This is a genomic window from Falsihalocynthiibacter arcticus, from assembly GCF_000812665.2.
GTDB classification, from domain to species: Bacteria; Pseudomonadota; Alphaproteobacteria; order Rhodobacterales; family Rhodobacteraceae; genus Falsihalocynthiibacter; species Falsihalocynthiibacter arcticus.
The window spans coordinates 290,961-315,646 of sequence record NZ_CP014327.1 but is presented as its reverse complement, the minus strand read 5'-3'; the positions used below and the strand labels follow the sequence as shown (position 1 = coordinate 315,646).

The 24,686-nt window shown below is 54.7% G+C and carries 16 protein-coding genes, 4 pseudogenes and 1 riboswitch; of the genes and pseudogenes, 7 read left to right on the top strand and 13 right to left on the bottom strand.

Annotated features, from left to right (window positions below; translation table 11 throughout):
• Positions 1–23: 23 nt before the first annotated feature.
• From RC74_RS01580 to RC74_RS01570, 3 genes and pseudogenes are all read right to left on the bottom strand, one after another.
• The gene (locus tag RC74_RS01580) at positions 24–1,061 is read right to left on the bottom strand and encodes a rod shape-determining protein (RefSeq protein WP_039004465.1); all 1,038 of its coding nucleotides are present in this window, start codon (positions 1,059–1,061) and stop codon (positions 24–26) included.
• A 275-nt stretch (positions 1,062–1,336) separates the two neighbouring features.
• Positions 1,337–2,913: pseudogene (locus RC74_RS01575) on the bottom strand (2-isopropylmalate synthase).
• Positions 2,914–3,174: 261 nt separating this feature from the next.
• Entirely contained in the window at positions 3,175–4,575 is a 1,401-nt protein-coding gene (locus RC74_RS01570) for an MORN repeat-containing protein (RefSeq protein ID WP_236940063.1), read from the bottom strand.
• A gap of 286 nt (positions 4,576–4,861) precedes the next feature.
• On the opposite strand from RC74_RS01570, the gene RC74_RS01565 reads away from it, so the two are divergent.
• Complete coding sequence (locus RC74_RS01565; protein WP_039004463.1) at positions 4,862–6,514, top strand: NAD+ synthase; 1,653 nt, start codon at positions 4,862–4,864, stop codon at positions 6,512–6,514.
• Positions 6,515–6,541: 27 nt separating this feature from the next.
• Positions 6,542–6,967 (top strand): DUF1801 domain-containing protein, encoded by a 426-nt coding sequence (locus tag RC74_RS01560; protein ID WP_039004462.1) that lies wholly within the window; start codon positions 6,542–6,544, stop codon positions 6,965–6,967.
• On the opposite strand, the gene RC74_RS23290 is transcribed toward RC74_RS01560, so the two are convergent.
• A complete protein-coding gene (locus tag RC74_RS23290; RefSeq protein WP_250637067.1) occupies positions 6,964–7,254 on the bottom strand; it encodes a DUF4442 domain-containing protein in 291 nt (96 codons plus the stop codon). The genes RC74_RS01560 and RC74_RS23290 overlap by 4 nt on opposite strands.
• 82 nt (positions 7,255–7,336) lie before the next feature.
• Positions 7,337–7,435 (bottom strand): annotated as a pseudogene (locus RC74_RS23635) (hotdog fold domain-containing protein); the annotation flags it as partial.
• Positions 7,436–7,579: 144 nt separating this feature from the next.
• Here RC74_RS23635 and gltX point away from each other — a divergent pair.
• Both gltX and RC74_RS01545 read left to right on the top strand, forming a co-directional pair.
• Positions 7,580–8,902: a glutamate--tRNA ligase gene (gltX, locus tag RC74_RS01550; protein WP_039004461.1), complete on the top strand. Its 1,323-nt coding sequence runs from the start codon at positions 7,580–7,582 to the stop codon at positions 8,900–8,902.
• Positions 8,903–8,997: 95 nt separating this feature from the next.
• The gene (locus RC74_RS01545; RefSeq protein WP_335339567.1) at positions 8,998–10,311 is read left to right on the top strand and encodes an MATE family efflux transporter; all 1,314 of its coding nucleotides are present in this window, start codon (positions 8,998–9,000) and stop codon (positions 10,309–10,311) included.
• Between the two features lie 77 nt (positions 10,312–10,388).
• Here RC74_RS01545 and RC74_RS01540 read toward each other — a convergent pair whose 3' ends face one another.
• Entirely contained in the window at positions 10,389–10,946 is a 558-nt protein-coding gene (locus RC74_RS01540; RefSeq protein WP_039004459.1) for a gamma-glutamylcyclotransferase family protein, read from the bottom strand.
• A gap of 71 nt (positions 10,947–11,017) precedes the next feature.
• A riboswitch (glycine riboswitch) is annotated at positions 11,018–11,116 on the top strand.
• Between the two features lie 148 nt (positions 11,117–11,264).
• On the opposite strand from RC74_RS01540, the gene gcvT reads away from it, so the two are divergent.
• The 3 genes and pseudogenes from gcvT to gcvP all read left to right on the top strand — a co-directional run bounded on the left by gcvT (position 11,265) and on the right by gcvP (position 15,638).
• Positions 11,265–12,383: a glycine cleavage system aminomethyltransferase GcvT gene (gene gcvT, locus RC74_RS01535; RefSeq protein ID WP_039004458.1), complete on the top strand. Its 1,119-nt coding sequence runs from the start codon at positions 11,265–11,267 to the stop codon at positions 12,381–12,383.
• A 20-nt stretch (positions 12,384–12,403) separates the two neighbouring features.
• Complete coding sequence (gene gcvH, locus RC74_RS01530) at positions 12,404–12,763, top strand: glycine cleavage system protein GcvH (RefSeq protein ID WP_039004457.1); 360 nt, start codon at positions 12,404–12,406, stop codon at positions 12,761–12,763.
• 8 nt (positions 12,764–12,771) lie between these two features.
• Positions 12,772–15,638, top strand: a pseudogene (gene gcvP, locus RC74_RS01525) (aminomethyl-transferring glycine dehydrogenase).
• Position 15,639: 1 nt separating this feature from the next.
• Here gcvP and RC74_RS01520 read toward each other — a convergent pair.
• From RC74_RS01520 to RC74_RS01495, 7 genes and pseudogenes are all read right to left on the bottom strand, one after another.
• The gene (locus RC74_RS01520; protein ID WP_052275128.1) at positions 15,640–16,641 is read right to left on the bottom strand and encodes an NAD(P)-dependent oxidoreductase; all 1,002 of its coding nucleotides are present in this window, start codon (positions 16,639–16,641) and stop codon (positions 15,640–15,642) included.
• A 9-nt stretch (positions 16,642–16,650) separates the two neighbouring features.
• Entirely contained in the window at positions 16,651–17,121 is a 471-nt protein-coding gene (locus RC74_RS23455) for a hypothetical protein (protein WP_335339566.1), read from the bottom strand.
• A 2-nt stretch (positions 17,122–17,123) separates the two neighbouring features.
• Entirely contained in the window at positions 17,124–17,630 is a 507-nt protein-coding gene (locus RC74_RS23450) for a hypothetical protein (protein WP_335339565.1), read from the bottom strand.
• Complete coding sequence (locus tag RC74_RS01510) at positions 17,627–20,233, bottom strand: nitrate reductase (protein ID WP_052275127.1); 2,607 nt, start codon at positions 20,231–20,233, stop codon at positions 17,627–17,629. The genes RC74_RS23450 and RC74_RS01510 overlap by 4 nt, the downstream gene beginning before the upstream one ends.
• Positions 20,230–20,568, bottom strand: a complete 339-nt coding sequence (locus tag RC74_RS01505) for a nitrite reductase (NAD(P)H) small subunit (protein WP_039004454.1) — start codon at positions 20,566–20,568, stop codon at positions 20,230–20,232. The genes RC74_RS01510 and RC74_RS01505 overlap by 4 nt, the downstream gene beginning before the upstream one ends.
• Positions 20,565–23,014 (bottom strand): annotated as a pseudogene (gene nirB / locus RC74_RS01500) (nitrite reductase large subunit NirB). The gene RC74_RS01505 and the pseudogene nirB overlap by 4 nt, the downstream one beginning before the upstream one ends.
• On the bottom strand, positions 23,014–24,684 hold the full coding sequence (locus tag RC74_RS01495) for an ABC transporter ATP-binding protein (RefSeq protein ID WP_039004550.1): 1,671 nt from the start codon (positions 24,682–24,684) through the stop codon (positions 23,014–23,016). Before RC74_RS01495 ends, nirB begins: the two are co-directional and overlap by 1 nt.
• Positions 24,685–24,686 lie beyond the last annotated feature (2 nt).

Genomic DNA, 24,686 nt, shown 5'->3' with positions numbered 1-24,686 from the left:
ACAGCGGTGCCCCCCAAGGGAATTTAGCTGTCGTAATCAATGACGTGGCGGAGTTGCTTCTCGTATTCTAGGGCTTTGCCTGTTCCCAGAGCCACACAGTTTAGACTCTCGTCTGCGACCGAAACCGCGAGGCCAGTTTGCTCGCGCAAGGCTAGATCAAGCTCACCCAAAAGCGCGCCGCCGCCTGTAAGCATAACGCCCCGATCCACAATGTCCGCCGCCAAATCTGGAGGGGTTGCTTCAAGCGCGGTCATCACGGCTTCACAGATTTGTTGCACGGGCTCGGCGAGCGCTTCGGCGACTTGCGCTTGGTTGATTTCAATTTCTTTTGGCACACCATTCAAAAGGTCACGCCCCCGAATTTTCATGCTTAACCCACGCCCATCGTCGGGCATCCGCGCCGTACCGATGGAGGTTTTGATCCGTTCTGCCGTCGCTTCGCCGATCAGGAGGTTCTGCTGGCGACGTAGGTAGTTGATGATCGCTTCGTCCATACGGTCGCCACCGACGCGCACCGAGCGCGCATAGACGATATCGCCCAAGGAAAGCACGGCCACCTCGGTCGTACCGCCGCCAATATCGACAACCATGTTGCCAGTTGGATCCGTGATCGGCATCCCCGCACCAATGGCCGCAGCAATGGGTTCGGCGATCAAGCCCGCACGGCGCGCGCCTGCCGACAAAACAGATTGGCGAATGGCGCGTTTTTCAACAGGGGTCGCACCGTGGGGCACACAGACGATAATCTTGGGTTTGCTAAACATCGTGCGCCGGTGGACCTTGCGGATGAAGTGTTTGATCATCTCTTCGGCAACGTCAAAATCGGCAATGACTCCCTCGCGCATCGGGCGGATGGCCTCAATGCTTCCGGGGGTGCGACCAAGCATCAGTTTTGCGTCTTCTCCGACGGCCAAAACCTGTTTGCGCCCGTCTTTGACGTGATAGGCCACAACCGAGGGTTCGTTCAGAATAATGCCTTTGCCTTTGACATAGACAAGCGTGTTCGCTGTGCCGAGGTCGATTGCCATATCTGTTGAAAACAGTCCGAAAAAACCTGCCATGAAGTTGTGTCCTAAATTGAGTCCGTTCCAGCCCGCGAGTCGCGGACTCAAAAGGCTTACCTGTTATAGGCGTTCATGGTTTATGGGGTAAAGGGCGCATTACAGTTCATTTGGCGGGTTCTTGCCGCTTATACATTTGCAACATTTGGGCCCGAACATTGCCGTCAAAATGCTGTGAAATTTCACATATCCAACAATCCGCAGATTTCCTCATCTCGTTTGATAGAAAAAGGGTACAGAAAAATGACTTTCTGTACCCCAAGCTAGAACTAATTTTAGGCGCGATCTTTGTAGTTAACCGATTTCACGTCCTCGTTCGGCACGGATTTCTCGCGGCGAACGATCAGACGGTTGAGCGCGTTTACATAGGCTTTGACGCTCGCGACGACCGTATCGGTGTCCGCAGACTGGCCTGTGGAAATCCGGCCATCCTCTTCCATCCGCACAGAGACAGTTGCTTGTGCATCCGTCCCTTCGGTCACCGCATGCACTTGGTACAGTTGCAAACGCGCGGAATGAGGGAACAGAGCTTTGACCGCATTGAACGACGCGTCAACAGGACCGTCGCCCGTGGCAGTTACCGCCTTATCTTCTCCGTCAATCGTGAGGGTCAGGGCTGCTTCTTGTGGGCCTTCTGTGCCGCAGACCACACGCAGGGATTTTACCTTGATACGGTCATTCTGCTCGGTGGCGTCGCTGTCGCGCATCAGGGCAATCAAGTCATCCTCAAAGATTTCTTTCTTGCGATCTGCCAATTCCTTGAACCGGACGAATACGTCCTTCAGTTGATTGTCGGCCAATTCAAAACCGAGGTCAGCCAACTTCGAGCGCAACGCGGCACGACCTGAGTGTTTGCCCATAACCAGATTGGTTTCGGTCAAACCCACGTCCTCGGGGCGCATGATCTCGAAGGTTTCGGCGTTTTTCAACATGCCGTCTTGGTGGATGCCGCTCTCGTGGGCGAAAGCGTTCTTGCCAACAATGGCTTTGTTGTATTGCACAGCGAAGCCAGAAACGGCGGCGACGCGGCGCGAAATTTGCATGATCTTTTTGGTATCGATGCGGGTTTGATAGGGCATGATATCGTTGCGGACTTTAAGCGCCATCACGACTTCTTCTAACGCGGTATTCCCAGCGCGTTCGCCCAGTCCATTGATGGTACACTCGACTTGACGCGCTCCCGCTTCAACCGCAGCCAGGGAATTCGCCGTCGCCATGCCAAGATCGTTGTGGCAATGCGTGGCAAAAATGACCTCATCCGCACCGGGAACATTTTCCAGCAAACGGCGGATGATTTCCGCGCTTTCACGGGGGCCGTATAGCCGACGGTGTCGGGAATATTGATCGTTGTCGCGCCTGCCTTGATCGCGATTTCCACGACGCGGAACAGGTAATCTTCTTCGGTGCGGGTGGCATCCATCGGCGACCATTGCACATTGTCACACAGGTTGCGCGCGTAGGTTACAGTGTCGTGAATCCGTTCGGCCATCTCATCCTTGTTCAGGTTCGGGATCGCGCGATGCAGCGCGGATGTTCCGATAAATGTGTGGATGCGAGGGCGTGCCGCGTGTTTGACGGCTTCCCAGCAACGATCAATGTCTTTGAAGTTTGCGCGTGCCAAGCCGCAAATTACCGATTGTTTGGCAAGACGTGAAATCTCGCTCACGGCGGCGAAATCGCCCTCCGAGGCAATGGGGAAGCCCGCTTCAATTATGTCGACGCCCATATCGTCGAGCATCTCGGCGATTTCCAACTTCTCGGTGTTGGTCATGGTCGCGCCGGGGCTTTGTTCGCCATCACGTAAAGTGGTGTCGAAAATCAAGACTTGGTCTTGTTTGGATTTATCTGTCATGTGTGAAATCTTTCGTCGTTCTTAGCTGTCTGGAAAGAAGCGTATCGCTTCGGTGCATGGCGCGTGTCCTCCCCTGAGCGTTCGCGCCAAACAGGCACGCTCAGAGGCAGCTAAGAAGGAGGAGGGCACGGAGTCCAAGCGCACGGCCCAAAATGGGCGCGTCTGCGATCGTGGAAATATGTGCGTTTGCGTTCATAGGGGGATCATAGCCGCCAAGTGACGAAAGGGAAGAGCAATTCTGAAAAAATATCCGGAGACCGTTTATTCGGATGCGGGGGCCTCGGTAGGGGTGTCGGTCGCGGGGGCAACGTCTTTTGGCGTGAAGGCCCCGTTCGTCCATTCGCCCGCTTGTTCTTGTCCCGAAGCAAAGGCCATTGTACCCTTGCCGTGGCGTTTGCCGCTAGCAAAGTTCCCCGTGTACACATCACCGTTGGCATAGGTCGTCACGCCTTGGCCATGCATCACGCCATCCGCCCAAGACCCAAAGTATTTAAATCCGTCCGGCATCGTGATTTCGCCAATACCCGCGCGTTTGTTGTCTAGAAATTCGCCTGTATAAACAGAGCCATCGGCGTATTTGACCGTGCCATCACCAGAGCGTTTTCCCGCTTTCCAGCCGCCAATATATTCATAGCCGCTTGGGTAAGTCATTTTGCCGGTCCCATCGTATTGTGCGTCAACAAAGCCGCCCTCATAGATTAGACCATTTGACTGGGCCGCGCGGCCCTCGCCTTGAATGACACCTTTGCTCCAACCGCCGTCATAGGAACCACCGTCAGAATATTTGATACTTCCGTTGCCATGCGGCAGGCCGTCTAGAAAGCCGCCAGTGTAAACAGATCCGTCGGGATACGTAATTTCGCCCTTGCCCTCGATTTTCCCTGCACGCCACGCACCCGTGTAACGATAGCCCTCAGATCCCGTAAAGGTACCAAGGCCTTCGCGATTATCCGCCTTAAAGGTGCCTACAAACGTGTCGCCGTTCGCATAGGCCACGCTTCCTTCGCCCTCGCGCGCTCCGGCCACAAATGTACCCGTGTAGACATCGCCATTGGCTTGCGTCAGAACGCCTTCGCCGTGAAATTGATCGTTCTGCCAAGTGCCAGTATAGACAAGCCCATCGGCCATCGTAAGAGCGCCTTGCCCCGCGCGCAGACCTTCAGAAAGAAGTCCCTCGTAGATCGCACCATCGGGGTAGTTGATTTTGCCCATGCCATGCTTCGCACCGTCTTGCCATTCGCCCGCGTAAACATACCCGTTGGGGCTTTGCATGGTGCCGACACCGTGGTGCAACGCGTTTTTCAAACCGCCCTGAAAGGTCACCCCGTTGGCATATTCAACCACACCATTACCGGTGATTTCGCCATCAACCCAGTCGCCTTCATAGGTACCGCCATCGGCAAAAGTGATTTTGCCAAATCCGTTTGGGCGGCCTTTTGAGAAATTACCTTCGTAAACCGATCCACCGGGGAATTGCGCAATCCCAAGACCACGGATTTCGCCCTCAAACCACTCGCCGTCGTAAACATAGCCGTTGGGAAGGGTGTAATGTCCGCGTCCGTGCTGTTTTCCATCAACGAAAGTGCCCTCATAGAGACCTCCATTTGAATATTCCTTGGCGGCTTCCTCCTGCCCAAAGGCAAGTGCAGGGACGAGGCCCACAACAAGGACCGCCGCGCAGAGAAGGGCGGTTGACGCTCCGAAAATGTCGGAAAAAATGGGCTGAAATTTTTTAACGGTTGTCGCGTAGGGCACAGCTAATCCTCTTGGGTGGCAGGATATTCCATTGGTGATCCCAAGGGATTACCAAGCGATAGCTTAGGCGAGGCTGCATCAGGGGGCAATGCGTTTTGCAACACTCTTAACCCGAAAGCCAGATGCGGGTCTTTCCCTCGCGGTCGCACAGGGGTAAACAACCTCTATTACTCGCAAAAAGCAGGACTGGCCCGTGACATTTCGTTTGACCCTCGCGCAACTTAATCCAACTGTCGGGGCCATAGCCGCCAACATTCAAAAAGCCCGTGATGCATGGGAAATTGCCCGTGAAGCTAAGGCGCACATGCTGGCACTGCCTGAGATGTTCGCGGTGGGCTATCAGACCCAAGACTTAGTGCGGAAACCTGCGTTTTATCTGCATGCGATGCGGGCCATAGAGAGCTTGGCGGAAAGCTGCGCAGAGGGTCCGGCGATTGGCATTGGCGGGCCTTATTTTGACGGCACGAATCTGTTCAACGCCTATTATATCCTCGAGCAGGGAAGAATTGCGCATCGGGTCCTCAAGAGTCATCTGCCGAACGAGACAGTGTTCGACGAAGTGCGAATTTTTGAACCCGCACGCGGGAATACGCCCTATAAAATTGGCCCAATGACCATCGGTAGTCCGATTTGCGAAGACAGTTGGCACGCGGGTGTTGCGGAAAGCTTGGCCGCACAGGGAGCCGAAATCTCCCTCGTGCCCAATGGCTCGCCCTATTATCGCAACAAGTTTCCGACGCGCCTAAAACACATGCGCGCGCGGGTGGCGGCGACGGGCACGCCGTTAATTTATCTTAACATGGTCGGCGGCCAAGATGATCAGGTCTTTGATGGAGGCTCTTTTACCGTCGATGCGCATGGCAAATTGGTCGATCGTATGCCCGTGTTTTCCGAAGAAATTCGCCACATAGATTTTGTGAAAACCGATGGCAAGTGGAACGTTGCGAAGGGGCAAGTTTCGGAGCATCCGGATGAATGGGAACAGGATTATCACGCGATGGTTCTGTCGCTGCGCGATTACATGTCCAAAACCGGTTTCAAGAAAATTTTGCTCGGGATGTCTGGTGGAATCGATAGTGCTATCGTGGCGACAATCGCCGTAGATGCGCTTGGCCCACAGAACGTACGTTGTGTCATGTTGCCGAGTGAATATACGTCACAGGGCTCGCTTGATGACGCCAAAGAAGCAGCTGAAAATCTGGGCTGCCATTATGATTTTGTCCCCATCGCTCAAGGTCGTGCCGCCATAACTGAGACCTTGGCGCCGCTGTTCCAAGGCTTTGAGGCGGGCCTTGCCGAAGAGAATATCCAATCGCGTTTGCGTGGGCTTTTACTGATGGCCATGTCGAATAAATTTGGCGAAATGCTTTTGACGACGGGCAATAAATCCGAGGTTGCCGTTGGGTATGCAACGATCTATGGCGATATGGCTGGTGGATATAACCCCATAAAAGATATGTATAAAACGCGTGTGTTTGAGCAATGCCGTTGGCGCAACGCCCAGCACCGTGACTGGATGATGGGGCCCAAAGGCGCGGTCATTCCCGTGTCTATTATCGATAAGCCACCAAGTGCTGAGTTGCGACCTGATCAAAAAGACGAAGACAGCTTGCCGCCCTATGAAGTGCTCGATGCGATCTTAACAGGGCTGGTGGACAAGGACCTCTCTGTCGCCGAAATCGTGGCTCAAGGTCATGCGCGCGAGACGGTTAAAAAAGTCGAACACCTGCTGTATATTTCCGAGTATAAACGCTTCCAATCCGCTCCGGGAACGCGCCTCACCAAGGGGGCTTTCTGGTTGGATCGACGTTACCCCATAGTGAACCGTTGGCGTGACGAAGGCTAAGCGGTATTTGCGAAAAGGGAGAGCATTATGACCAATAAAACGCTACCCACTGATGCTTCAGTCGCCGATTTTTTGGCCGCCGTTCCCTCCCCGCAAAAACGCGCCGACGCCGTTGAACTCGACGCACTTTTCCGGCGCGTGACGAGGTTTGATCCGGTGATGTGGGGCCCCAGTATTGTTGGTTATGGGCAGTATCATTACCAATACGAAAGTGGTCGCGAAGGTGATTTTTTGGCGACGGGGTTCTCACCGCGCAAGGCGAATTTCTCGATATATATTCTTCCGGGGTATGCCGATTTTAGCGATATTTTAGCAAGCCTCGGAAAATTCAAAATTGGAAAGTCCTGCCTTTATTTCAATAAGTTGGCGGATATAGATGTCGCAATTCTTGAGCACCTAATCAGCGCGGGGTTGAAGGATTTAAATACCCGTTGGCCCGTTAACCCAAGTTAACGCGCAGGCTTCTCACTGATCCATAAATGGATCGTGCCCGTCACCACAGCCACCCCCTGCGTATCATGCGCCACCACGGTCACGTTCAAATTTCCCACCTTCCACGCTGATGGATCAACGCTTGCCGTGCAGGTCAAATCCGTATTCGCTTTTGCAGGGTATTCCAAGGTCATCCCCTTGGGAATCCACCGAAAATTCGCGGGAACCGAGGCTTCCGCCATAAAGCCCATTGCCATTTCCAGACCGTTTGCAATCGCAATCACATGCATTGTGCCAATATGGTTCATGCATTGTGCCAATATGGTTTTGGACCGCACGCCGTTTCTTGATCAGAATATCACAGTGATGAGGCTCAAGCCGGGTCACGAGGGGGCGGACGGTTTTGAAATACGGAGCCTTGCGGGCAGCGTAGGCCGAAAAAAGCTGCGCCCCATAAGGAAGCTTGAGAGCCTTTTTATACGTCCGCATAATGTATGTATCTGTCATGAGACCCCCGTTTTTTGATTCCAATGCCACATTTTGCATTGAATTGCGCCCTTAACGTTGGGTCGTTCGCTTGCTCAGACTAAAATTGCATCGTAGAAGGGACCAACCCTACTTAAAGGCAGTCCCATGACAACCACTCGTTTTGCTCCAAGCCCCACTGGCTATATCCACATTGGTAACCTGCGCACGGCGCTGTTTAACTTCATGATCGCACGGGCTGCGGGGGGAGAATTTATCCTTCGGATTGACGACACGGACCCAGAGCGCAGCAAGCAAGAATATGTGGATGCGCTCAAAGAAGATTTGACGTGGCTGGGCCTCACTTGGGACCGGACCGAACGCCAGTCCGCGCGGATTGATCGCTATGAAGAAGCGGCGCAGAAGTTGCGCGATGATGGTCGCCTTTACGAGTGTTTTGAAACGCCGGTAGAACTTGATCTGAAACGCAAAAAGCAACTCAACATGGGAAAACCCCCTGTGTATGATCGCTCGGCTTTGGCACTTTCGGAGGCGGAAAAAAACGCGCTTCGGGCGGAACGTGGCGGGCACTGGCGGTTTAAGCTCAAGCAAGAGCGCATCAACTGGAACGACGGTATCCTCGGCGATTTGTCTATCGACGCGGCGAGCGTTTCCGATCCGGTTTTGATCAAGGGCGACGGGCAGTTCCTTTATACTTTGGCGTCCGTTTGCGATGATGTTGATTACGGCGTGACCAACGTGGTGCGTGGCTCCGACCACGTGACCAATACCGCCACCCAAATCCAAATTATCGAGGCTTTGGGCGGCACCGTTCCAAGCTTTGCGCACCACTCCCTTTTGACGGGGCCACAGGGCGAAGCCTTGTCTAAGCGTTTGGGAACACTTTCCCTACGCGATATGCGCGCCGCGGGAATCGCACCGATGGCTATCCTGAGTTTGATGGCGCGGCTCGGGTCATCTGATCCGGTGGAATTGCGCAGTGAAATGAGCGATTTAATTGCCGGTTTCGATATTTCCAATTTTGGGGCCGCACCAACAAAATTCGACTCAGAAGACCTAAAACCTTTGACTGCCAAGCTCCTTGCCGAACAACCGTTCGAGAAAGTTGCGGATGCTATCGCGGCGCTGGGAGTGCCAGACGATATCGCGGCTGATTTCTGGGAGGCAATCCGTGAAAACATCGCCACCATGCGTGACCTGGCACCGTGGTGGGCCTTATTTAGCGAGGGTTGTGATCCCGTCATTGAAGCTGAGGATACGGAGTTTGTGCGCGAAGCCATGGCGTTGTTGCCTGACGGGCCGTTTGATCGTGACACATGGAGCGCTTGGACCACAGCCGTTAAGGAAGCAACGGGACGCAAAGGACGCGGATTGTTTATGCCATTGCGCAAGGCATTGACTGGCATGGAACACGGTCCGGACATGAAAACAGTCCTTCCATTATTGCAGGTTATTCGCGCAAAATCCTAAACTCTGTGCGCCTGCGCAGAGTGACGTGTGAATTTCGGACGCTTTCTTTTGATTTCTGCGGCGGTATAGTCGCAGAAAATTGATCGGATTTTCGAATGTCGTCCCCTACTGCTCAGGCCACCTTCCTTACCGGGAACTTGTTTCGTCATGTCACCGTAATGTCCGTTACGGCCAGTCTTGGGCTGATGGCGGTATTTTTGGTCGACTTTGTCGATATGATTTTCATCTCAATGCTAGGCAAGGCAGAACTCGCAGCGGCCGTGGGCTATGCGGGGGCGATATTGTTTTTCACCAGCTCCTTTGGGATTGGCATGGCGATCGCGGCGGGGGCTTTGGTCTCACGGGCTTTAGGCTCTGGAGATGCTAACATGGCCAGCCGCCGCGCGGGGACGGCCTTGCTTTATGGTGTGATTTTAGGCGCCATTTTCGCTGCGATTGTTTGGTATTTCGTACCTGTTTTTGCAACTTGGATGGGAGCCACAGGCGAGGTTCACGGGCTGACGGTCACCTATTTGCGGATCATCGTTCCGAGTCTCCCTTTCCTGATTGTTGGCATGGCTGGCGGTGCGGTTTTACGTGCGCATGGGGCGGCGCGTCACTCGATGATGGCCACGATCATGGGCGGCATCGTTAACGCGATTTTGGACCCGATTTTGATCTTCGGGTTTGACCTTGAATTGACAGGGGCAGCGGTGGCTTCAGTTGCCGCGCGGGTTGCCATGGCGGCCTACGCGTTGATCATGATTTATAAACACCACGGGGGGCTGCAAAAGCCAACAAAAGTGGAATTTAGCGCCGATTTCCCCGCCCTCTTTCAAATTGCTATCCCCGCAGTCTTGACCCAACTTTCCACCCCCATCGGCCAAGCCTATGTGATTGCTAGCATGGCGGAATATGGAGAAGAGGCCGTGGCGGGAATGGCCGTTGTTTCGCGCCTTGTGCCCTTATCATTCGCGGTTATTTTTGCCCTGTCTGGTGCGATTGGACCGATCATCGGACAGAACTATGGGGCCGGATTGTTTGATCGCGTGCGCCAAGCCGTGAAAGACGGGTTGCTGTTTATTGCTATCTATACGGTGCTGGCAGCAGGCGTCCTTTTTGCTTTGCGGGGGCCAATTTTAGCATTGTTTAACGCAGACGGTTTGACGGCGGAATTGATCTTGTTGTTCTGTGGGCCGCTCGCATTGTTGTGGTTCTTTAACGGCGTGATTTTCGTGGCAAATGCGGCGTTCAATAATCTTGGGCACCCGTTTTACTCCACTTGGGTGAACTGGCTGCGCCACACGTTGGGAACGATCCCCTTTGTCCTGCTCGGCAGTGCTTGGTACGGTGCCAAAGGCATTCTGATCGGGCAAGCGCTCGGGGAATTGTTTTTGCTATTGTCGCGCTGGTTCTCGTACGAAAAGTAATTAGAAAAACCACAACGGGCGACGGGGGTATCGTGATCCAACCAGAACCATTCGCACGTCAAGCGCGTCAGTTAAGCCTACTGCGGTTTCATCGCTAGACGGGCTATGAAATCATCCACCAATGCTGTTTGATCTGGACTGAGAATGCGGGCGCGGGGGTATTGCGGCGTGGCGCGATCGTTCAAAATCGGAGTGTCCCAGCCATCGGTGGTCGCAAAAAACCTCGCAACGCCTTCTTCGCCATATTCAAGCAAAAAACCCTGAACCACGACATCCAGATAGCTCAAAAGTATCCTTGGGGCATGGGGCGATTGGAACGGGACTTGAAGAGGCACGGCATAGATCGCAATTTCGGGAGTGTGCGAAAGGGGATGCGCAACCGTGGTCGCGACGTGGCGATCATAACCGCTTTCGCGCTCGTCTAAGGCTTGCCAATTGGCGTTGGGAACTTCCGCAATTAGCCCGTCAATTTCGCTTGCCGCACAAGGGGTTGCTGTGAGCAAAGATACCGGATGATGCGGCGTATGCCGCCATGTGCGACGCCAGCCCGAGATTCGGGCCGTGTGGGCGTTTTCATACAAATGGGTCGATTTATTAACCAGCGAGCCATAGCCAAAAAAGAATGGATTTTTCATATCCCAGCATTTACGCAGTATGCGGCTGAATACAACCCCTTGTCGGATGCTCAATTCAACGGTATTAATTTGGCATCTCAGTGGGAGAATCTATGCAACGTTCGCGTTTCATAGTGCCGAAGGAGCAACCGCCCCGGTAAACTCTCAGGCATCAGGACCACGGGGATGTACGAAAACTCTGGAGAGTGGTCGCAAGGCCCGCCGAAGGGATAACGATCTCAGGCGCAAAAGACAGAGGGGGCATCAGAAAGGCACGCATCGGGCGGGCTTTGAATGGTGCCGCGCGCTTGCACGTGCATCAGAGAATGGGGACGCCAGATGACTGATGCCGTATTAGAACAGACCGTTTTTCATGATTTACACGTCGAGCTTGGGGCCAAAATGGTGCCCTTCGCAGGATACGCAATGCCCGTGCAATATCCGCTGGGCGTGATGAAAGAGCATTTGCATACACGCACCAAAGCGGGACTGTTTGATGTGAGCCACATGGGGCAAGTTTTACTGCGTGGCGATAATCCGGCTGAATCCCTTGAGAGTTTGGTGCCTGTGTCGCTTATTCCGTTGGCCGAAGGGCGTCAGCGCTATGCGATGTTTACCAATGAGGATGGCGGAATTCTCGATGACTTGATGGTTGCTAACCGTGGCGATCATTTGTTTTTGGTGGTTAACGCCGCCTGTAAAGAAGCAGATATTGCCCATATGAAAGCTGGATTGCCTGATTGTGAGATCGAGGTAATTAAGGACCGTGCGCTTCTGGCTTTGCAAGGTCCAGCAGCAGAGGCGGCCCTTTCGGCACTTGTGCCTTCGGCCGCCGAGATGGTGTTTATGGATGTTTCTGTGGTGGCCTCCGACTTTGGCGAGCTGTGGATTTCGCGTTCAGGATACACGGGCGAAGATGGCTATGAAATTTCGGTTTCTAACGACAATGCCGTTGCCTTTGCCCAAGCCTTGCTGGTGCAAGATGATGTGGAACCGATCGGCCTTGGCGCGCGCGACAGCTTGCGTCTTGAAGCCGGACTTTGCCTCTATGGTGACGACATTGACACAACAACAACACCGGTTGAGGCCGCTCTGGAATGGGCCGTTCAAAAAGCGCGCCGTAACGGTGGCGCGCGCGAAGGCGGTTTCCCCGGCGCGCAGGTCATCCTTGCGCAGTTTGAAACGGGCGCAAGTCGCCGCCGTGTGGGTATCCTTCCCGAGGGCCGCGCCCCGATGCGCGCGCATACACTTCTATTCGCCGATGAAACTGCCACAGAATCTATGGGTGAAGTGACCTCCGGTGCCTTCGGTCCGAGCATCGAAGGCCCGATGTCGATGGGCTATGTGGCCACTGAATTCGCGCAAACGGGCACCAAGATTTTCGCCGAACTGCGCGGCAAACGCGTGCCTGCAACCGTGGCCGACATGCCGTTCCGCCCATCCACTTATAAACGCTAAAATCCAACAGGAGAGACCCTATGAAATACACTGAAGAACACGAATGGCTGCGCATCGAAGACGACCTTGTTGTTGTTGGCATTACGGCCCACGCCGCAGAGCAACTTGGCGATGTTGTCTTTGTTGAATTGCCTGAAGTTGGCACTATGGTCGTAAAAGACGACGAAATCGTTGTGATCGAAAGCGTGAAAGCGGCGTCCGACATTCTTGCGCCCATCGACGGTGAAATCATGGAAGTGAACGACTCGATCGTAAACGAGCCGGGCAAAGTAAACGACGACCCTGAAAATGACGCTTGGTTTGTGAAGCTTAAGGTCGACGATCTCGGCCCGATGGACGACATGATGGACGAAGCGGCTTATAAAGCCTTTATCGGTTAAGGAAAAAAATGCCCTATCAAACCACTGGTTATAACACCTACGATTTCGCCAACCGTCGCCATATTGGCCCATCGCCAGAAGAAATGGCGCAGATGCTTGAGGTGATCGGATATCCGTCGCTTGATGCGCTGATTGATGCAACGGTTCCTGACAGTATTCGTCAAATGGAGCCATTGCCTTGGGCGCCCATGACTGAGCACGGTTTGCTTGCGAAAATGCGTGTGACGGCAAAGAAAAATAAGGTGATGACCAACCTGATCGGGCAGGGGTATTACGGTACCGTGACACCCCCGCGATCCAACGCAACATTCTGGAAAATCCCGCTTGGTACACGGCCTATACGCCCTACCAACCAGAGATTGCCCAGGGTCGTCTAGAGGCGTTGCTCAACTTCCAGACTGTGGTGTCGGATTTGACTGGTTTGCCGGTCGCGAATGCGTCGCTCTTGGATGAAGCTACGGCTTGTGCCGAAGCGATGGTCATGACGCAACGTGTGGTTAAATCCAAAGCCAAAGCCTTCTTTGTGGACGAAAATTGTCATCCCCAAAATATTGCCGTTATTCAAACACGTGCGGCCCCCTTGGGGATCGAAGTGATTGTTGGCAATGTGGATGATCTTAAGGCGGATGAAGTCTTTGGCGCGATCTTCCAATACCCTGGAACCTTCGGCGTCTTGCGGGATTTCACCCCTGAGATTGAAGCGCTTCACGCGGCCAAAGCCGGCGCAACAATGGCGACCGACCTTTTGGCATTGACCATGCTCAAAGAACCCGGCGCGATGGGGGCGGATATCGCCGTTGGATCGGCGCAGCGCTTTGGCGTGCCTCTCGGATTTGGCGGCCCACACGCGGCCTTCATGTCCTGTGCCGACAACTTCAAACGCTCTATGCCGGGCCGAATTGTTGGGGTCTCAATCGACTCCCAAGGTAACAAGGCATACCGCCTCAGCTTGCAAACCCGCGAGCAACATATCCGCCGTGAAAAAGCGACCTCCAACGTCTGTACAGCACAAGCCTTGCTGGCCGTTATGGCGAGCTTCTTTGCAGTGTTTCACGGCCCCAAAGGTCTGAAATCTATCGCAGAAATGGTGCATTTCAATGCGCAAACCTTGGCCAAAGGCCTGACGGATGCGGGCTTTGGAGTTGAGACCAAATCCTTCTTTGACACCGTCACAGTCGAAGTCGGTGCATTCCAAAATGCGATATTGAAGAACGCCGAGGCCGAAGGGATTAACCTGCGGAAAGTTGGGACAACTCGTGTCGGAATTTCTGTGGATGAGGTTGTTGACGCCGCGGTTATTGAAGGCGTTTGGCGTGCCTTTGGATTGGACACAAAGGCTACAGAGTGGCAGGCGAACACCTCCGAAACCCTGTCGCAAAACTTCCCTGATGCGCTTCTGCGGACTAGTGATTTTCTAACTCACCCGATCTTCCACATGAACCGTGCCGAAGCGGAAATGATGCGCTATATGCGTCGCCTCGCGGACCGTGATTTGGCGCTTGATCGCACGATGATCCCACTTGGATCTTGCACGATGAAGCTCAATGCGGCGGTTGAAATGATGCCGGTGACATGGCCGGAATTTAATTCTATCCACCCCTTCGCACCCGTTGATCAAACCGAGGGATACCTTGAAATGATCAAGGATCTGTCGGAGCGGTTGTGCATGATTACAGGCTATGATGCGATGTCGATGCAGCCAAACTCTGGCGCGCAGGGCGAATATGCGGGGCTGCTTGCCATTGCCGCCTACCACCGCTCCAACGGCGATTTTGACCGCGACGTATGCCTCATTCCAGTTTCGGCGCACGGTACAAATCCGGCCTCCGCGCAAATGGTGGGCATGAAGGTTGTTGTGGTGAAATCCGCAGAAAACGGCGACATCGACGTGGAAGATTTCCGCGCCAAAGCCGAAGCCGCAGGCGACAATCTCGCTGCCTGTATGATCACCTATCCCTCCACTCACGGCGTGTTTGAAAAAACAATCAAGGACGTGTGCGAAATCACCCACTCCTACGGCGGCCAAGTTTATATCGACGGCGCGAACCTCAACGCGATGGTCGGTCTGGCTCAACCGGGGAAATTGGGCGGCGACGTAAGCCACCTGAACCTGCACAAAACCTTCTGCATCCCGCACGGCGGTGGTGGTCCCGGAATGGGCCCCATCGGTGTGCGCAAGCACCTTGAGCCTTTCCTTCCAGGACATCCAGAAATGCCAGGTGGCGGCGAAGGCCCTGTTTCCGCAGCGCAATTTGGCTCAGCTTCAATCCTGCCAATCAGTTGGGCCTATTGCCTGATGATGGGCGGCGAGGGGATAACGAACGCGACTAAAGTTGCCATTTTGAATGCCAACTACATCCGCGCGCGGCTTTCTGGCGCCTATGATGTCCTGTTCACAGGCAAAGGCGGCAACGTCGCACACGAGTGTATCCTTGATACGCGCCCGTTTGCGGAATCTGCGCATGTGACTGTGGATGATATCGCCAAGCGCCTGATGGACAGCGGTTTCCACGCGCCCACCATGAGTTGGCCCGTTGCGGGCACGCTCATGATTGAGCCAACCGAGTCCGAGACAAAGGCCGAGTTAGATCGCTTTATCGATGCGATGCTTTCAATTCGTGCTGAGATTGCAGCGATTGAATCTGGTGAAATGGATGCCGACAACAACCCGCTCAAACACGCGCCCCATACGGTTGCATCGCTGGTTGGCGACTGGGATCGCCCCTACACGCGTGAGCAGGGTTGTTTCCCTCCCGGATCGTTCAAAGTCGACAAATATTGGCCCCCTGTTGGGCGGATCGACAACGTCTTTGGGGATCGGAATTTGATCTGTACCTGCCCACCGCTCGAAAGCTATCTCGACGCGGCGGAATGACCTATTCGGTGGCTGGTGAAAACACGCCGGCCACCGTTTCACACTTAAGTTCGGCGCTTGCGAAGGCCGATTTGAGCGCCCCACATTGCACACAGGTTTCGGGGTTTTCGTGGGTTAACCACACAACCCGCCGATTGGCCCGCGCTTCTTTGATCATTTGTTCTGACGTTGTTTCAATGGGCTGATCTCGCGGCGCTTCCACGCGTTCAGCATCCCGCCGCGCGAACTCAAGGTAGCTGCGATCAAAGGCACCATCATAGAAAATGACGTCCGCGTCCTGAAGCCGTTTGACCGACCGCAACGTCATCATATCCCGCCCGCCTTGTCCCGTTGAAACCAAACAAAGCCCTGGCAAATCTTGGGCAGGTGCGCCCCCGTTCGCAATGGCATTTTTGATCGCCAGAGCGGCAGGCCGTTCGCGGCCTGCGGTGAAATCCGCACGCGGGCTGGCCGTAAACACCCAGCGCCAAAGATCGCGCCGTTGAATGGGACCGAGATGATGCGCCGCGCTGTCGCGGAGCCGTCCAACAAGGGCGGCCAAATCGCCGAGGTTTGGTTCGAGCAACTCCTCCATGCGGGTCTTGATTTGCCGCGCTAAAACGGGCGCGGTCCCCTCAGTGCCGATGGCCACAACAACGGGATCGCGATCCACAATGGAAGGGGTCATCGCATCGCAAAGCGCGGGCTGATCAACAACGTTTACAATTGCGCCAGCCGCTTTCGCAATGGCATGAAGGGCGCCGTCCGCCCCCTTGCAACCCGTCGCGATGAAAACCAAAGCGGCGCCTTCAAACACCTCGACAGTTACGTCCGTGCTATGAAGTTTTGCTTGCCCTTGGGCGATGATACCCGCGAGTTCGTCGTCAAGTTCGCCACCGGCGGCAATCACAATTTGCGCTTCGGTTTTTAAAGCCAGCCGACATTTTTGCGCCGCTTGTTCGCCGCCGCCACAAATAACGATGCGACGTCCAGCGACAGTCAGGAACATGGGAAATGTTTTCACCGATTTCTCCTACATGGACGGTGTGCGTGCGGCCCAAAGTTGCCGTGCGCGTTCGTCCGCTTGTTGGATTGTCGCGGCTTTTCCAAGCGTTAGCAAGGCGAGCCCCGTTGTGCCCGTTACGATAGCTTCGGCAAAAGGATTGGTGATATCGCCGCGCCAGAAAGCCGCGAGGTTTTCTGGCTCTGGCGCGTCTTCTGCCAGCTTGCGGGTTTCCTGCATGAGGGCAGGGGCGATCCCCTCCCATGCGACTGTTTCGCGCAATCCAAAGGCTTGAACATCCTTAGACGGATGGCGCTCGAACTCGCCGCCACCGCCTTTGATAACAGAAAGAGAGGGGAGGCCCAAAAGCGCGCCTGCATCGGCTTGCAATTCGCGGTAGGATGGATGGAAAACTCCCTGAACAGAAGCCAGTGCTCCCGTTGGATTAAAGACCCGCAAGGTTGTGTTGACAGCGGAGCGAAGCCCGAAAACATCCCGCAATTTCAAAACCCTAAAGGCTTCAGGCGAGAGCTCTTCAAGGGGGCATAGGCCACGCCACCCGTCGAGAGAGCACCAATGGCTTGTTGCGGTGTTGTAACGGTTTTTATGCCGAGTGGCGCAAGTTGTTCACGCGCAGAGGCCAATGGGTTCTGGTGCGAATTCCAACCGTGTAATAGCACGGTCTCCCCAGTTTGAGCCACCAGTTTTGCTGCAAGCAGGAAGTAGGGCAATCCGCGGGTGCGCCCCGCCGCATAGGTCGGCCAATCCAGCGATACCGGCACCGTTTCCCAGCCCGAAACACGGGCCCGAAGAGCCTGTACACACCCTGCGATCTCGGCACTATTTTCACCGCGAAATCGCATAAGCATCAACAGGGCGCCGACGGATTCAGGTGCGCAATCCCCGCTTAGAACCAGCGAAAATGCTTCAAAAGCTTCCTCTTGCGTGAGAGAGCGCGAACGTCCCGGCCCCCGCCCAAGTATTCGGACATAGGGGGCAAGATTTGTCATTCGGCGGCCACTTTCAATGAGGGTACATCTCTCAATAAAGCCTGAAGTTCGGGCTTGCAAGAGCCGCAATTGGTTCCCGCACCTGTGCAGCCCCCTAGGGCCTCAACGCTCGTCGCTCCCCCATCAATCGCGGCGCGGAGTGTGTTTATGCCGACGTTCATACAGGAGCAAACCACCGCGCCTGGATCGGGTTGATCTGCTCCCGGAACACCAGCCAAAACATGGTGAGTGTCGCACGAGCCAATGAGGGATGTTACAAATCCGCGTGCGACTGCCACGGGGGATTTGGAGGCGAAAAAGGCCCCTCGAAGAACGCAATCTTCGATAATGGCGACCCGCACTGATCCGCGATTGATGTCCTCGAAAACCATCGCCTCGCCCGTCGTTAGTGCAAGTGTATCGCGCGCTTCCTGCTCCCACGACGAAGGCTGTTTTACGCCAGCGACTTCTGCGCGCCAACCGGTATCGCTGCGCATTCTTGCAACATATGGACGGTTGGAATGGATTTCGTGATCGGCGGCAGCAAAAGCATACCATCCCGCCTCAAATGCTACGGCAGTTACTTGGGCTCCCTTTAAGGCAGGTTGGCCTGAAATTGGATCAACTTGCGAGTCTCCTGCATGGTTAATGCGCCCGTTTTCAGAGAAAGTGGAGGTCCAATGCATTGGAGCGAACAGGCTTCCGATTTGGGCGCGCTCCGTAACCATGACCCGCAAAATCGCGCTGCCATTTCGCCCCGAAATACGCAGAAGTGCCGCGTCAGAAACGCCGATTTTTTCCGCGTCGTGTGGATGTATTTCCGCGAAAGGTTCGGAAATATGTTGTCCCAAACGCGCCGTTTTCCCAGTACGGGTCATGGTGTGCCACTGGTCTCGAATACGACCAGAATTAAGGCGGAAACTATAGGGTGTATCGATGCTCCTCGGCGGCGTGATCGGTAGCATTTTGGCTTTGCCATCAGCGTGAAAGAACCTGCCGTTGGCAAAAAAACGGGCCTGTGGTTTTTGGCCTTTTTTTATGGGCCATTGCACAGGTGCGAGCGCGTCGTATTCTTCTTCGCTTAGGTTCGCGAGGCCGGAAATGCTAAAATCTTTGCCAAATTGTTCAGTTGCGGTTGAAAGCTTGGCATATTCGTCGAAAATCTGCGCGGGGCTGGTAAAGTTAAAACCTTCCGCATAGCCCATGCGTTTGGCTACGTCGCAAATAATTTGCCAGTCGGGGCGCGCTTCTTCTGGGCCTGCGATGAAGGGCCTTTGACGGCTTATTCGGCGTTCAGAATTGGTGACTGTGCCGGATTTTTCACCCCACCCTGTGGCGGGAAGCAACACATCGGCCAACGCTCCCGTGTCGGTATCCGCCATGATGTCGGACACCACGGTAAACGGTACATTTTCAATGGCTTGCGAAACGAATGCCGCGTTTGGCATTGATACCGCTGGATTGGTTGAAATCACCCAGAGCGCTTTGATTTTGCCCTCGGAGCAGGCTTGAAATAGGTCCACCGCTTTGAGACCTGCGTGGTCGGCTATCACTGGCGCGTTCCAAGTGTTTTGAACTGCATTTCGGTGTGCAGGGTTCTCCAAATCAAGGTGGTTCGCGAGCATATTCGCAAGCCCCCCTACTTCCCGTCCCCCCATAGCGTTTGGTTGGCCAGTGACGCTGAAGGGGCCCATTCCGGCACGGCCAATTCGGCCTGTTGCAAGGTGGCAATTGAGAATGGCATTAACCTTATCTGTCCCGACGGCGGATTGGTTAACGCCTTGCGAATAAATGGTGACGGTTTTTTCAGTTCCGATCCAAAGATCGATGAATTCTGCGATTTCCGCATGGGTCAAACCGCAATCTTTAGGGTTGCTAACGCGGGCCTCAGTTAGGGTCGCGTCAAAGCCTGTAACATGTGCAGCGACATAAGGGGTATTGACGGCACCTCGGGCCTCGATTTCGGTCAAAAGCGCGTTAAAGAGGGCGGCATCACCATCGGGTTTGATCGCAAGGTGGAGGTCGGTCAAATCACTGGTGGCTGTGCGCCTTGGGTCAATATTGACAACGCGCATATTGGGGCGTTCGGCTTTGGCTGCGACAAGGCGCTGAAACAGTATTGGGTGGCACCACGCGAGGTTGCTTCCCACCAGAACAACAAGGTCGGCTTGATCGAGGTCTTCATAATTTCCGGGCACGGTATCGGTGCCGAATGCACGCTTGTGGCCCGCCACCGAACTCGCCATGCACAGGCGCGAATTGGTGTCGATGTTGGCGCTTCCAATATAGCCCTTCATCAACTTGTTGGCGACGTAGTAATCTTCGGTCAGCAATTGCCCTGAAACGTAAAACGCCACGGAATCGGGGCCGAGTTCGTCGATTGCGTCGCGAAATTTGCTTGCAACCAGATCAAGTGCTTCGTTCCAACTTGCGTCCCGTTTGCCGATCTGCGGTACGAGAAGACGACCCTCGAAATCGAGGGTTTCGCCGAGCGCCGATCCCTTGGAACACAGGCGGCCAAAGTTTGCGGGGTGATCGGGGTCGCCTTTAATTGTGCCGTCAGCAAAGGCCAAAACCCCACAGCCAACCCCGCAATAGGGACAGGTTGTTTTAACGGCCTTCATTCAGCCGCCACCTGTGCCAAGACCGCAGACACCGCAAGGAGGACGCGCCCCTTCTCGACCTTCACTTCATAGGTGCCCACGCATCCCTCATCCGCGCCTTGGGCTTCTCCTGTGGCCAAATCAAAGATCCAGTTCCGCATGGGATCGGTTACTTTTTCGTCGTGCTGGATGCCATTGGAGAGGGGCCCCGCTTTGCCCTCTAGATACTCGTCTACAGCATAGATTGCGCCCGATGCCGTATGGAAAAGCGCGATATCTCCGTGCAAGGTTCGCACAATTCGTGCGCCGCGAACGGGGATGTCGGTCGTGGCTCCGATGTCAATAAACTGTGTCATTCTGCGGCTACCTTTGTGAAATCTGCGAGGGGTTCAAATTCATGCGCATCGACGCCTTTTTTCGCGCGTTCTGCCCATGGATCTATTTGATAGAACTGCTGGGAATAACGGAAACGGGCGGCCAAAGCGGCACGGTTTTCCATATCGTCCACGACCTGTTCTTTGACCCAATTAAGGCTGACTTTGTCGATCCATTTATAGGGGCGGTGCAGGTACTGTGCGCCCTCGCGATAGAGTTGGTAGAAGGCGCAGGCAACCTCGATGGCTTCCTCCTCGGTTTTGGCCACCATCAGCAATTCCGTCTGGCGAAGGTCAAGGCCGGCCGCCCCGCCCACCAAGATTTTAAAACCGCTGTCGACACAGATAATCCCGAGGTCTTTGCAGGTACTTTCCGCACAATTGCGCGGACAGCCAGACACCGCGAGCTTGAATTTATGCGGCGACCATGCGCCCCACATCTCCTTTTCGATTTTGATGCCAAGGCCCGTGGAATCTTGCGTACCAAAGCGGCAATGGTCGGTTCCGACGCAAGTTTTCACCGTGCGCAATCCTTTGGCATAGGCTTGGCCAGATATCATGCCCGCCTCGCCCAAATCATACCAAATGGCGGGCAAATCTTCTTTTTTGATGCCCAGTAAATCGATCCGCTGCCCGCCTGTGACCTTCACCGTTGGCACGTTGTACTTGTCAGCGGCGTCAGCAATTGCGCGCAATTCATTGGGTGTGGTGATGCCGCCCAACATACGCGGTACGACGGAATAGGTGCCGTCTTTTTGGATGTTGGCGTGTACCCGTTCGTTGATAAAGCGCGAGCGCGAGTCATCCACTTCTTCGCCGGGCCATGCGCAAACCATGTAATAGTTGAGCGCGGGGCGGCACACGTGACAGCCACAGGACGTCTTCCAATCCAATTCTTGCATCGCGGCGGGGATGGATTTGAGACCCTTTGCGATGATCAGTTTTCGGACGTCATCATGGGAGAGATCCGAACATTTACAGATCGTTTCCATCTGGGGCATTATGAACGCGTCCCCAAGGGTGAGGCCCAATACTTGGCTGACAAGTCCCACACAGGAGCCACAGGAGGACCCCGCTTTGGACGTCGATTTTACGGCGTCCAAAGTGTTGGAACCTGCGTTAATTGCAGCGATAATCTCGCCTTTGGAAATGCCGTTACAACCACAGATTTCAGCGTCATCTGGTAAGGCTGCAACGGCCGCCATAGGGTCCAGGGGGGCACCCCTTGAAAGGCAGGGCCAAAGATCAGCGTGTCTCGCATCTCGCTGATGTCCTCCCCTGACTTGATCAGTCCAAAGAACCAGTTGCTGTCGGCCGTGTCGCCATACATCACCGCGCCGATCACTGCGTTTTCTTTGAGCACCAAACGTTTGTAAACGCCGCGCGACGGGTCGCGGAAAACGATGTCTTCGCGATCACTGGCTTCGGCAAAGTCGCCCGCTGAAAACAGGTCACAGCCTGTTACTTTGAGCTTGGTGGAAATCTCGCGCTGTACGAATTTCGCGTCTTGATTGACCAATGTGCGTGCCAAAACTTTGGCTTGATCGTAGAGCGGGGCGACGAGACCGAAGATCGCACCGTCATGTTCCACACATTCGCCAACGGCGAAAATATCGGCGTCCGACGTTATCATTTTATCGTCTACATGGATGCCTTTGCCCACCATCAATCCTGCCTCGTTGGCGAGGGCAACGTTGGGGCGAATGCCCACGGCCATAACCAGTAAATCACAGGGTAATTCGGTGCCGTCATCTAGCATCAGCGCCTTAACGTGGCCGTTTTCGCCAGTAATTTCCTTGGAGTTGGCAGAGCAGAGCACGGTGATGCCTTTGTCGATTAAGGCTTTGCGCAACAGGTATCCTGCTGCTTCGTCGAGTTGCCGTTCCATCAAGTGGCCCATGATGTGAACAACCGTGACGTCGACGCCGCGCAGGGCCAAGCCTGCGGCCGCTTCAAGGCCCAGCAAACCGCCACCAATCACCACGGCTTTGGCGTCTTTTTCCGCACCAAGTTCAATCATTTTATTGGTGTCTTCAAGGTCGCGATAGGCGATTACGCCTTCCAGATTATTCCCGGGAAGCGGGATGATGAAAGGGTTTGAACCAGTGCCAAAAATCAGCTTGTCATAGGGCACTTCGTCGCCGTTTTCGGCAACCACAATCTTACGTTCCCGATCCACTTTCGCGACCTTCTCGCCAAAGCGGCACGTCACACCATTTTGCGCATACCAGTCAGAAGTGTGGATGATGATATCGTTGAAAGCTTTGTCCCCAGAGAGGACAGGCGACAGCATGATACGGTCATAATTCCCGCGCGGTTCTGCGTTGAAAAGCGTGACATCGTAGGCGCTAGGATCGAGTTTAATCAACTCTTCTAAGGCCCGTCCTGACGCCATTCCGGCGCCGATAATAACGAGTTTCTGGGCCATCATGCCGCCTCCTCTTTCGCTTTTTTGGGGGTCTTGCCGTGTTCATATTCCTCAAGGAAATCAAGAACCTCGGCGCGGTAGTTATAATAGTCGGGATGGGCTAGCAGGGCCTTGCGGGTGCGCGGCCGTGGCAAATCAACGTCGAGGATTTTTCCGATGGTCGCTTGGGGGCCGTTGGTCATCATGACCACGCGATCCGCCAGCAAAATGGCTTCATCAACATCGTGGGTGACACAAACGGCGGTCACTTTGGTACGCGACCAGACTTCCATCAAAACTTCCTGCAATTCCCAGCGCGTGAGGCTGTCGAGCATGCCAAAGGGCTCGTCCAGAAGAAGCAGTTTGGGCGACAAGGCAAAGGCGCGGGCGATGCCGACGCGTTGCTTCATCCCGTTGGACATGGAGGTCGCCATTTTGTCCATGGAATCCGTCAAACCGACGCGCTCAAGGTAGTATTCCACCACGTCTTGGCGCTCCGCCATTGAGGCCTTGGGATAGACTTTATCAACCCCAATCGAGACGTTCTCTTTGGCGGTCAGCCACGGGAACAGGTTGGGCGACTGAAACACCACGGCGCGTTCGGGATCAGCGCCTTGAACGTGGCGGCCATCCAGACGAATACCGCCTTTTGAGATATCATTGAGCCCCGCAGCCATCGTCAAAACGGTGGATTTCCCACACCCAGAATGGCCGATCAGCGAGATGAATTCGCCACGGTTCACTTTAAGATCAAAGTCCTCGACCACGGTGAGGGGGCCTTTGGGGGTGGGATAGATTTTATGCAGTTGCGAGAAGTCGAGGAAACGTTCCTCAATGAGGCCTTCTTGGGCTTTGGCGACGGCGGCGGGAACTCCGTGAATGGGGGTGACGTCAGGGAGGGTGCGGGTCCCTTCAACGCGGCTTGTGATCCCCACATCCATCAGGTGTTGGGTGATTTTCGCGCGCAGTTTTTTGAATACCACGTCATCGTTCATTTCGATGCGATCACGCGGACGCGGAATACTGACAGCGAAGGGTTCGGACAGCGTTCCATCAGGGTTGAGGGCGATGATGCGGTCAGCCATGATGATCGCCTCGTCCACGTCATTGGTGATCAGGATCACGGTCTTTTTGTCGGCGTTCCAAATGTCGAGGATTTCATCCGCGAGATTGGCGCGGGTGAGGGCATCAAGTGCTGACAATGGCTCGTCCAAGAGCAACACTTCTGGGTTCATCGCCAGCGCACGGGCCACCGAAACCCGCTGGCGCATACCGCCGGAAAGCTCTGCTGGACGGCGATCTCCGGCGTGGGAGAGCCCCACCATTTCGATGTATTTGGCGACGATTTCTGCGCGTTCCGCTTTGCTTTTGCTTTTGAAAACCGAGTCCACCGCGAGGGCAACATTTCCAGACACCGTTAGCCATGGCATCAAGGAATAGCTTTGAAACACGAGGCCACGTTCAGGGCCGGGGCCGGTGATGGGCGCGTCTCGGAAAAGGACTTCGCCCTTGTCAGGAGTTGTGAGGCCCGCGACCATGTTCATCAGCGTGGATTTCCCTGTGCCGGAAAATCCGAGGATGGCAAGGAATTCGCCTTCCTCCACTTTCAGGCTCAGATCGTGCAACACGTCCACATGGGCGGTGCCGACACCGAAGCCTTTGGAAACATTCTTGAATTCTACAACAGCCATGT

Coding starts and splice junctions, on each gene's coding strand:
- RC74_RS01510 (WP_052275127.1), bottom strand. CDS start 20,233: ATGAAGGCCGTTAAAACAACCTGTCCCTATTGCGGGGTTGGCTGTGGG.
- RC74_RS01580 (WP_039004465.1), bottom strand. CDS start 1,061: ATGGCAGGTTTTTTCGGACTGTTTTCAACAGATATGGCAATCGACCTC.
- gltX (WP_039004461.1), top strand. CDS start 7,580: ATGACAACCACTCGTTTTGCTCCAAGCCCCACTGGCTATATCCACATT.
- RC74_RS01505 (WP_039004454.1), bottom strand. CDS start 20,568: ATGACACAGTTTATTGACATCGGAGCCACGACCGACATCCCCGTTCGC.
- RC74_RS01545 (WP_335339567.1), top strand. CDS start 8,998: ATGTCGTCCCCTACTGCTCAGGCCACCTTCCTTACCGGGAACTTGTTT.
- gcvH (WP_039004457.1), top strand. CDS start 12,404: ATGAAATACACTGAAGAACACGAATGGCTGCGCATCGAAGACGACCTT.
- RC74_RS23290 (WP_250637067.1), bottom strand. CDS start 7,254: ATGAACCATATTGGCACAATGCATGTGATTGCGATTGCAAACGGTCTG.
- RC74_RS01540 (WP_039004459.1), bottom strand. CDS start 10,946: ATGAAAAATCCATTCTTTTTTGGCTATGGCTCGCTGGTTAATAAATCG.
- RC74_RS01495 (WP_039004550.1), bottom strand. CDS start 24,684: ATGGCTGTTGTAGAATTCAAGAATGTTTCCAAAGGCTTCGGTGTCGGC.
- RC74_RS01560 (WP_039004462.1), top strand. CDS start 6,542: ATGACCAATAAAACGCTACCCACTGATGCTTCAGTCGCCGATTTTTTG.
- RC74_RS23450 (WP_335339565.1), bottom strand. CDS start 17,630: ATGACAAATCTTGCCCCCTATGTCCGAATACTTGGGCGGGGGCCGGGA.
- gcvT (WP_039004458.1), top strand. CDS start 11,265: ATGACTGATGCCGTATTAGAACAGACCGTTTTTCATGATTTACACGTC.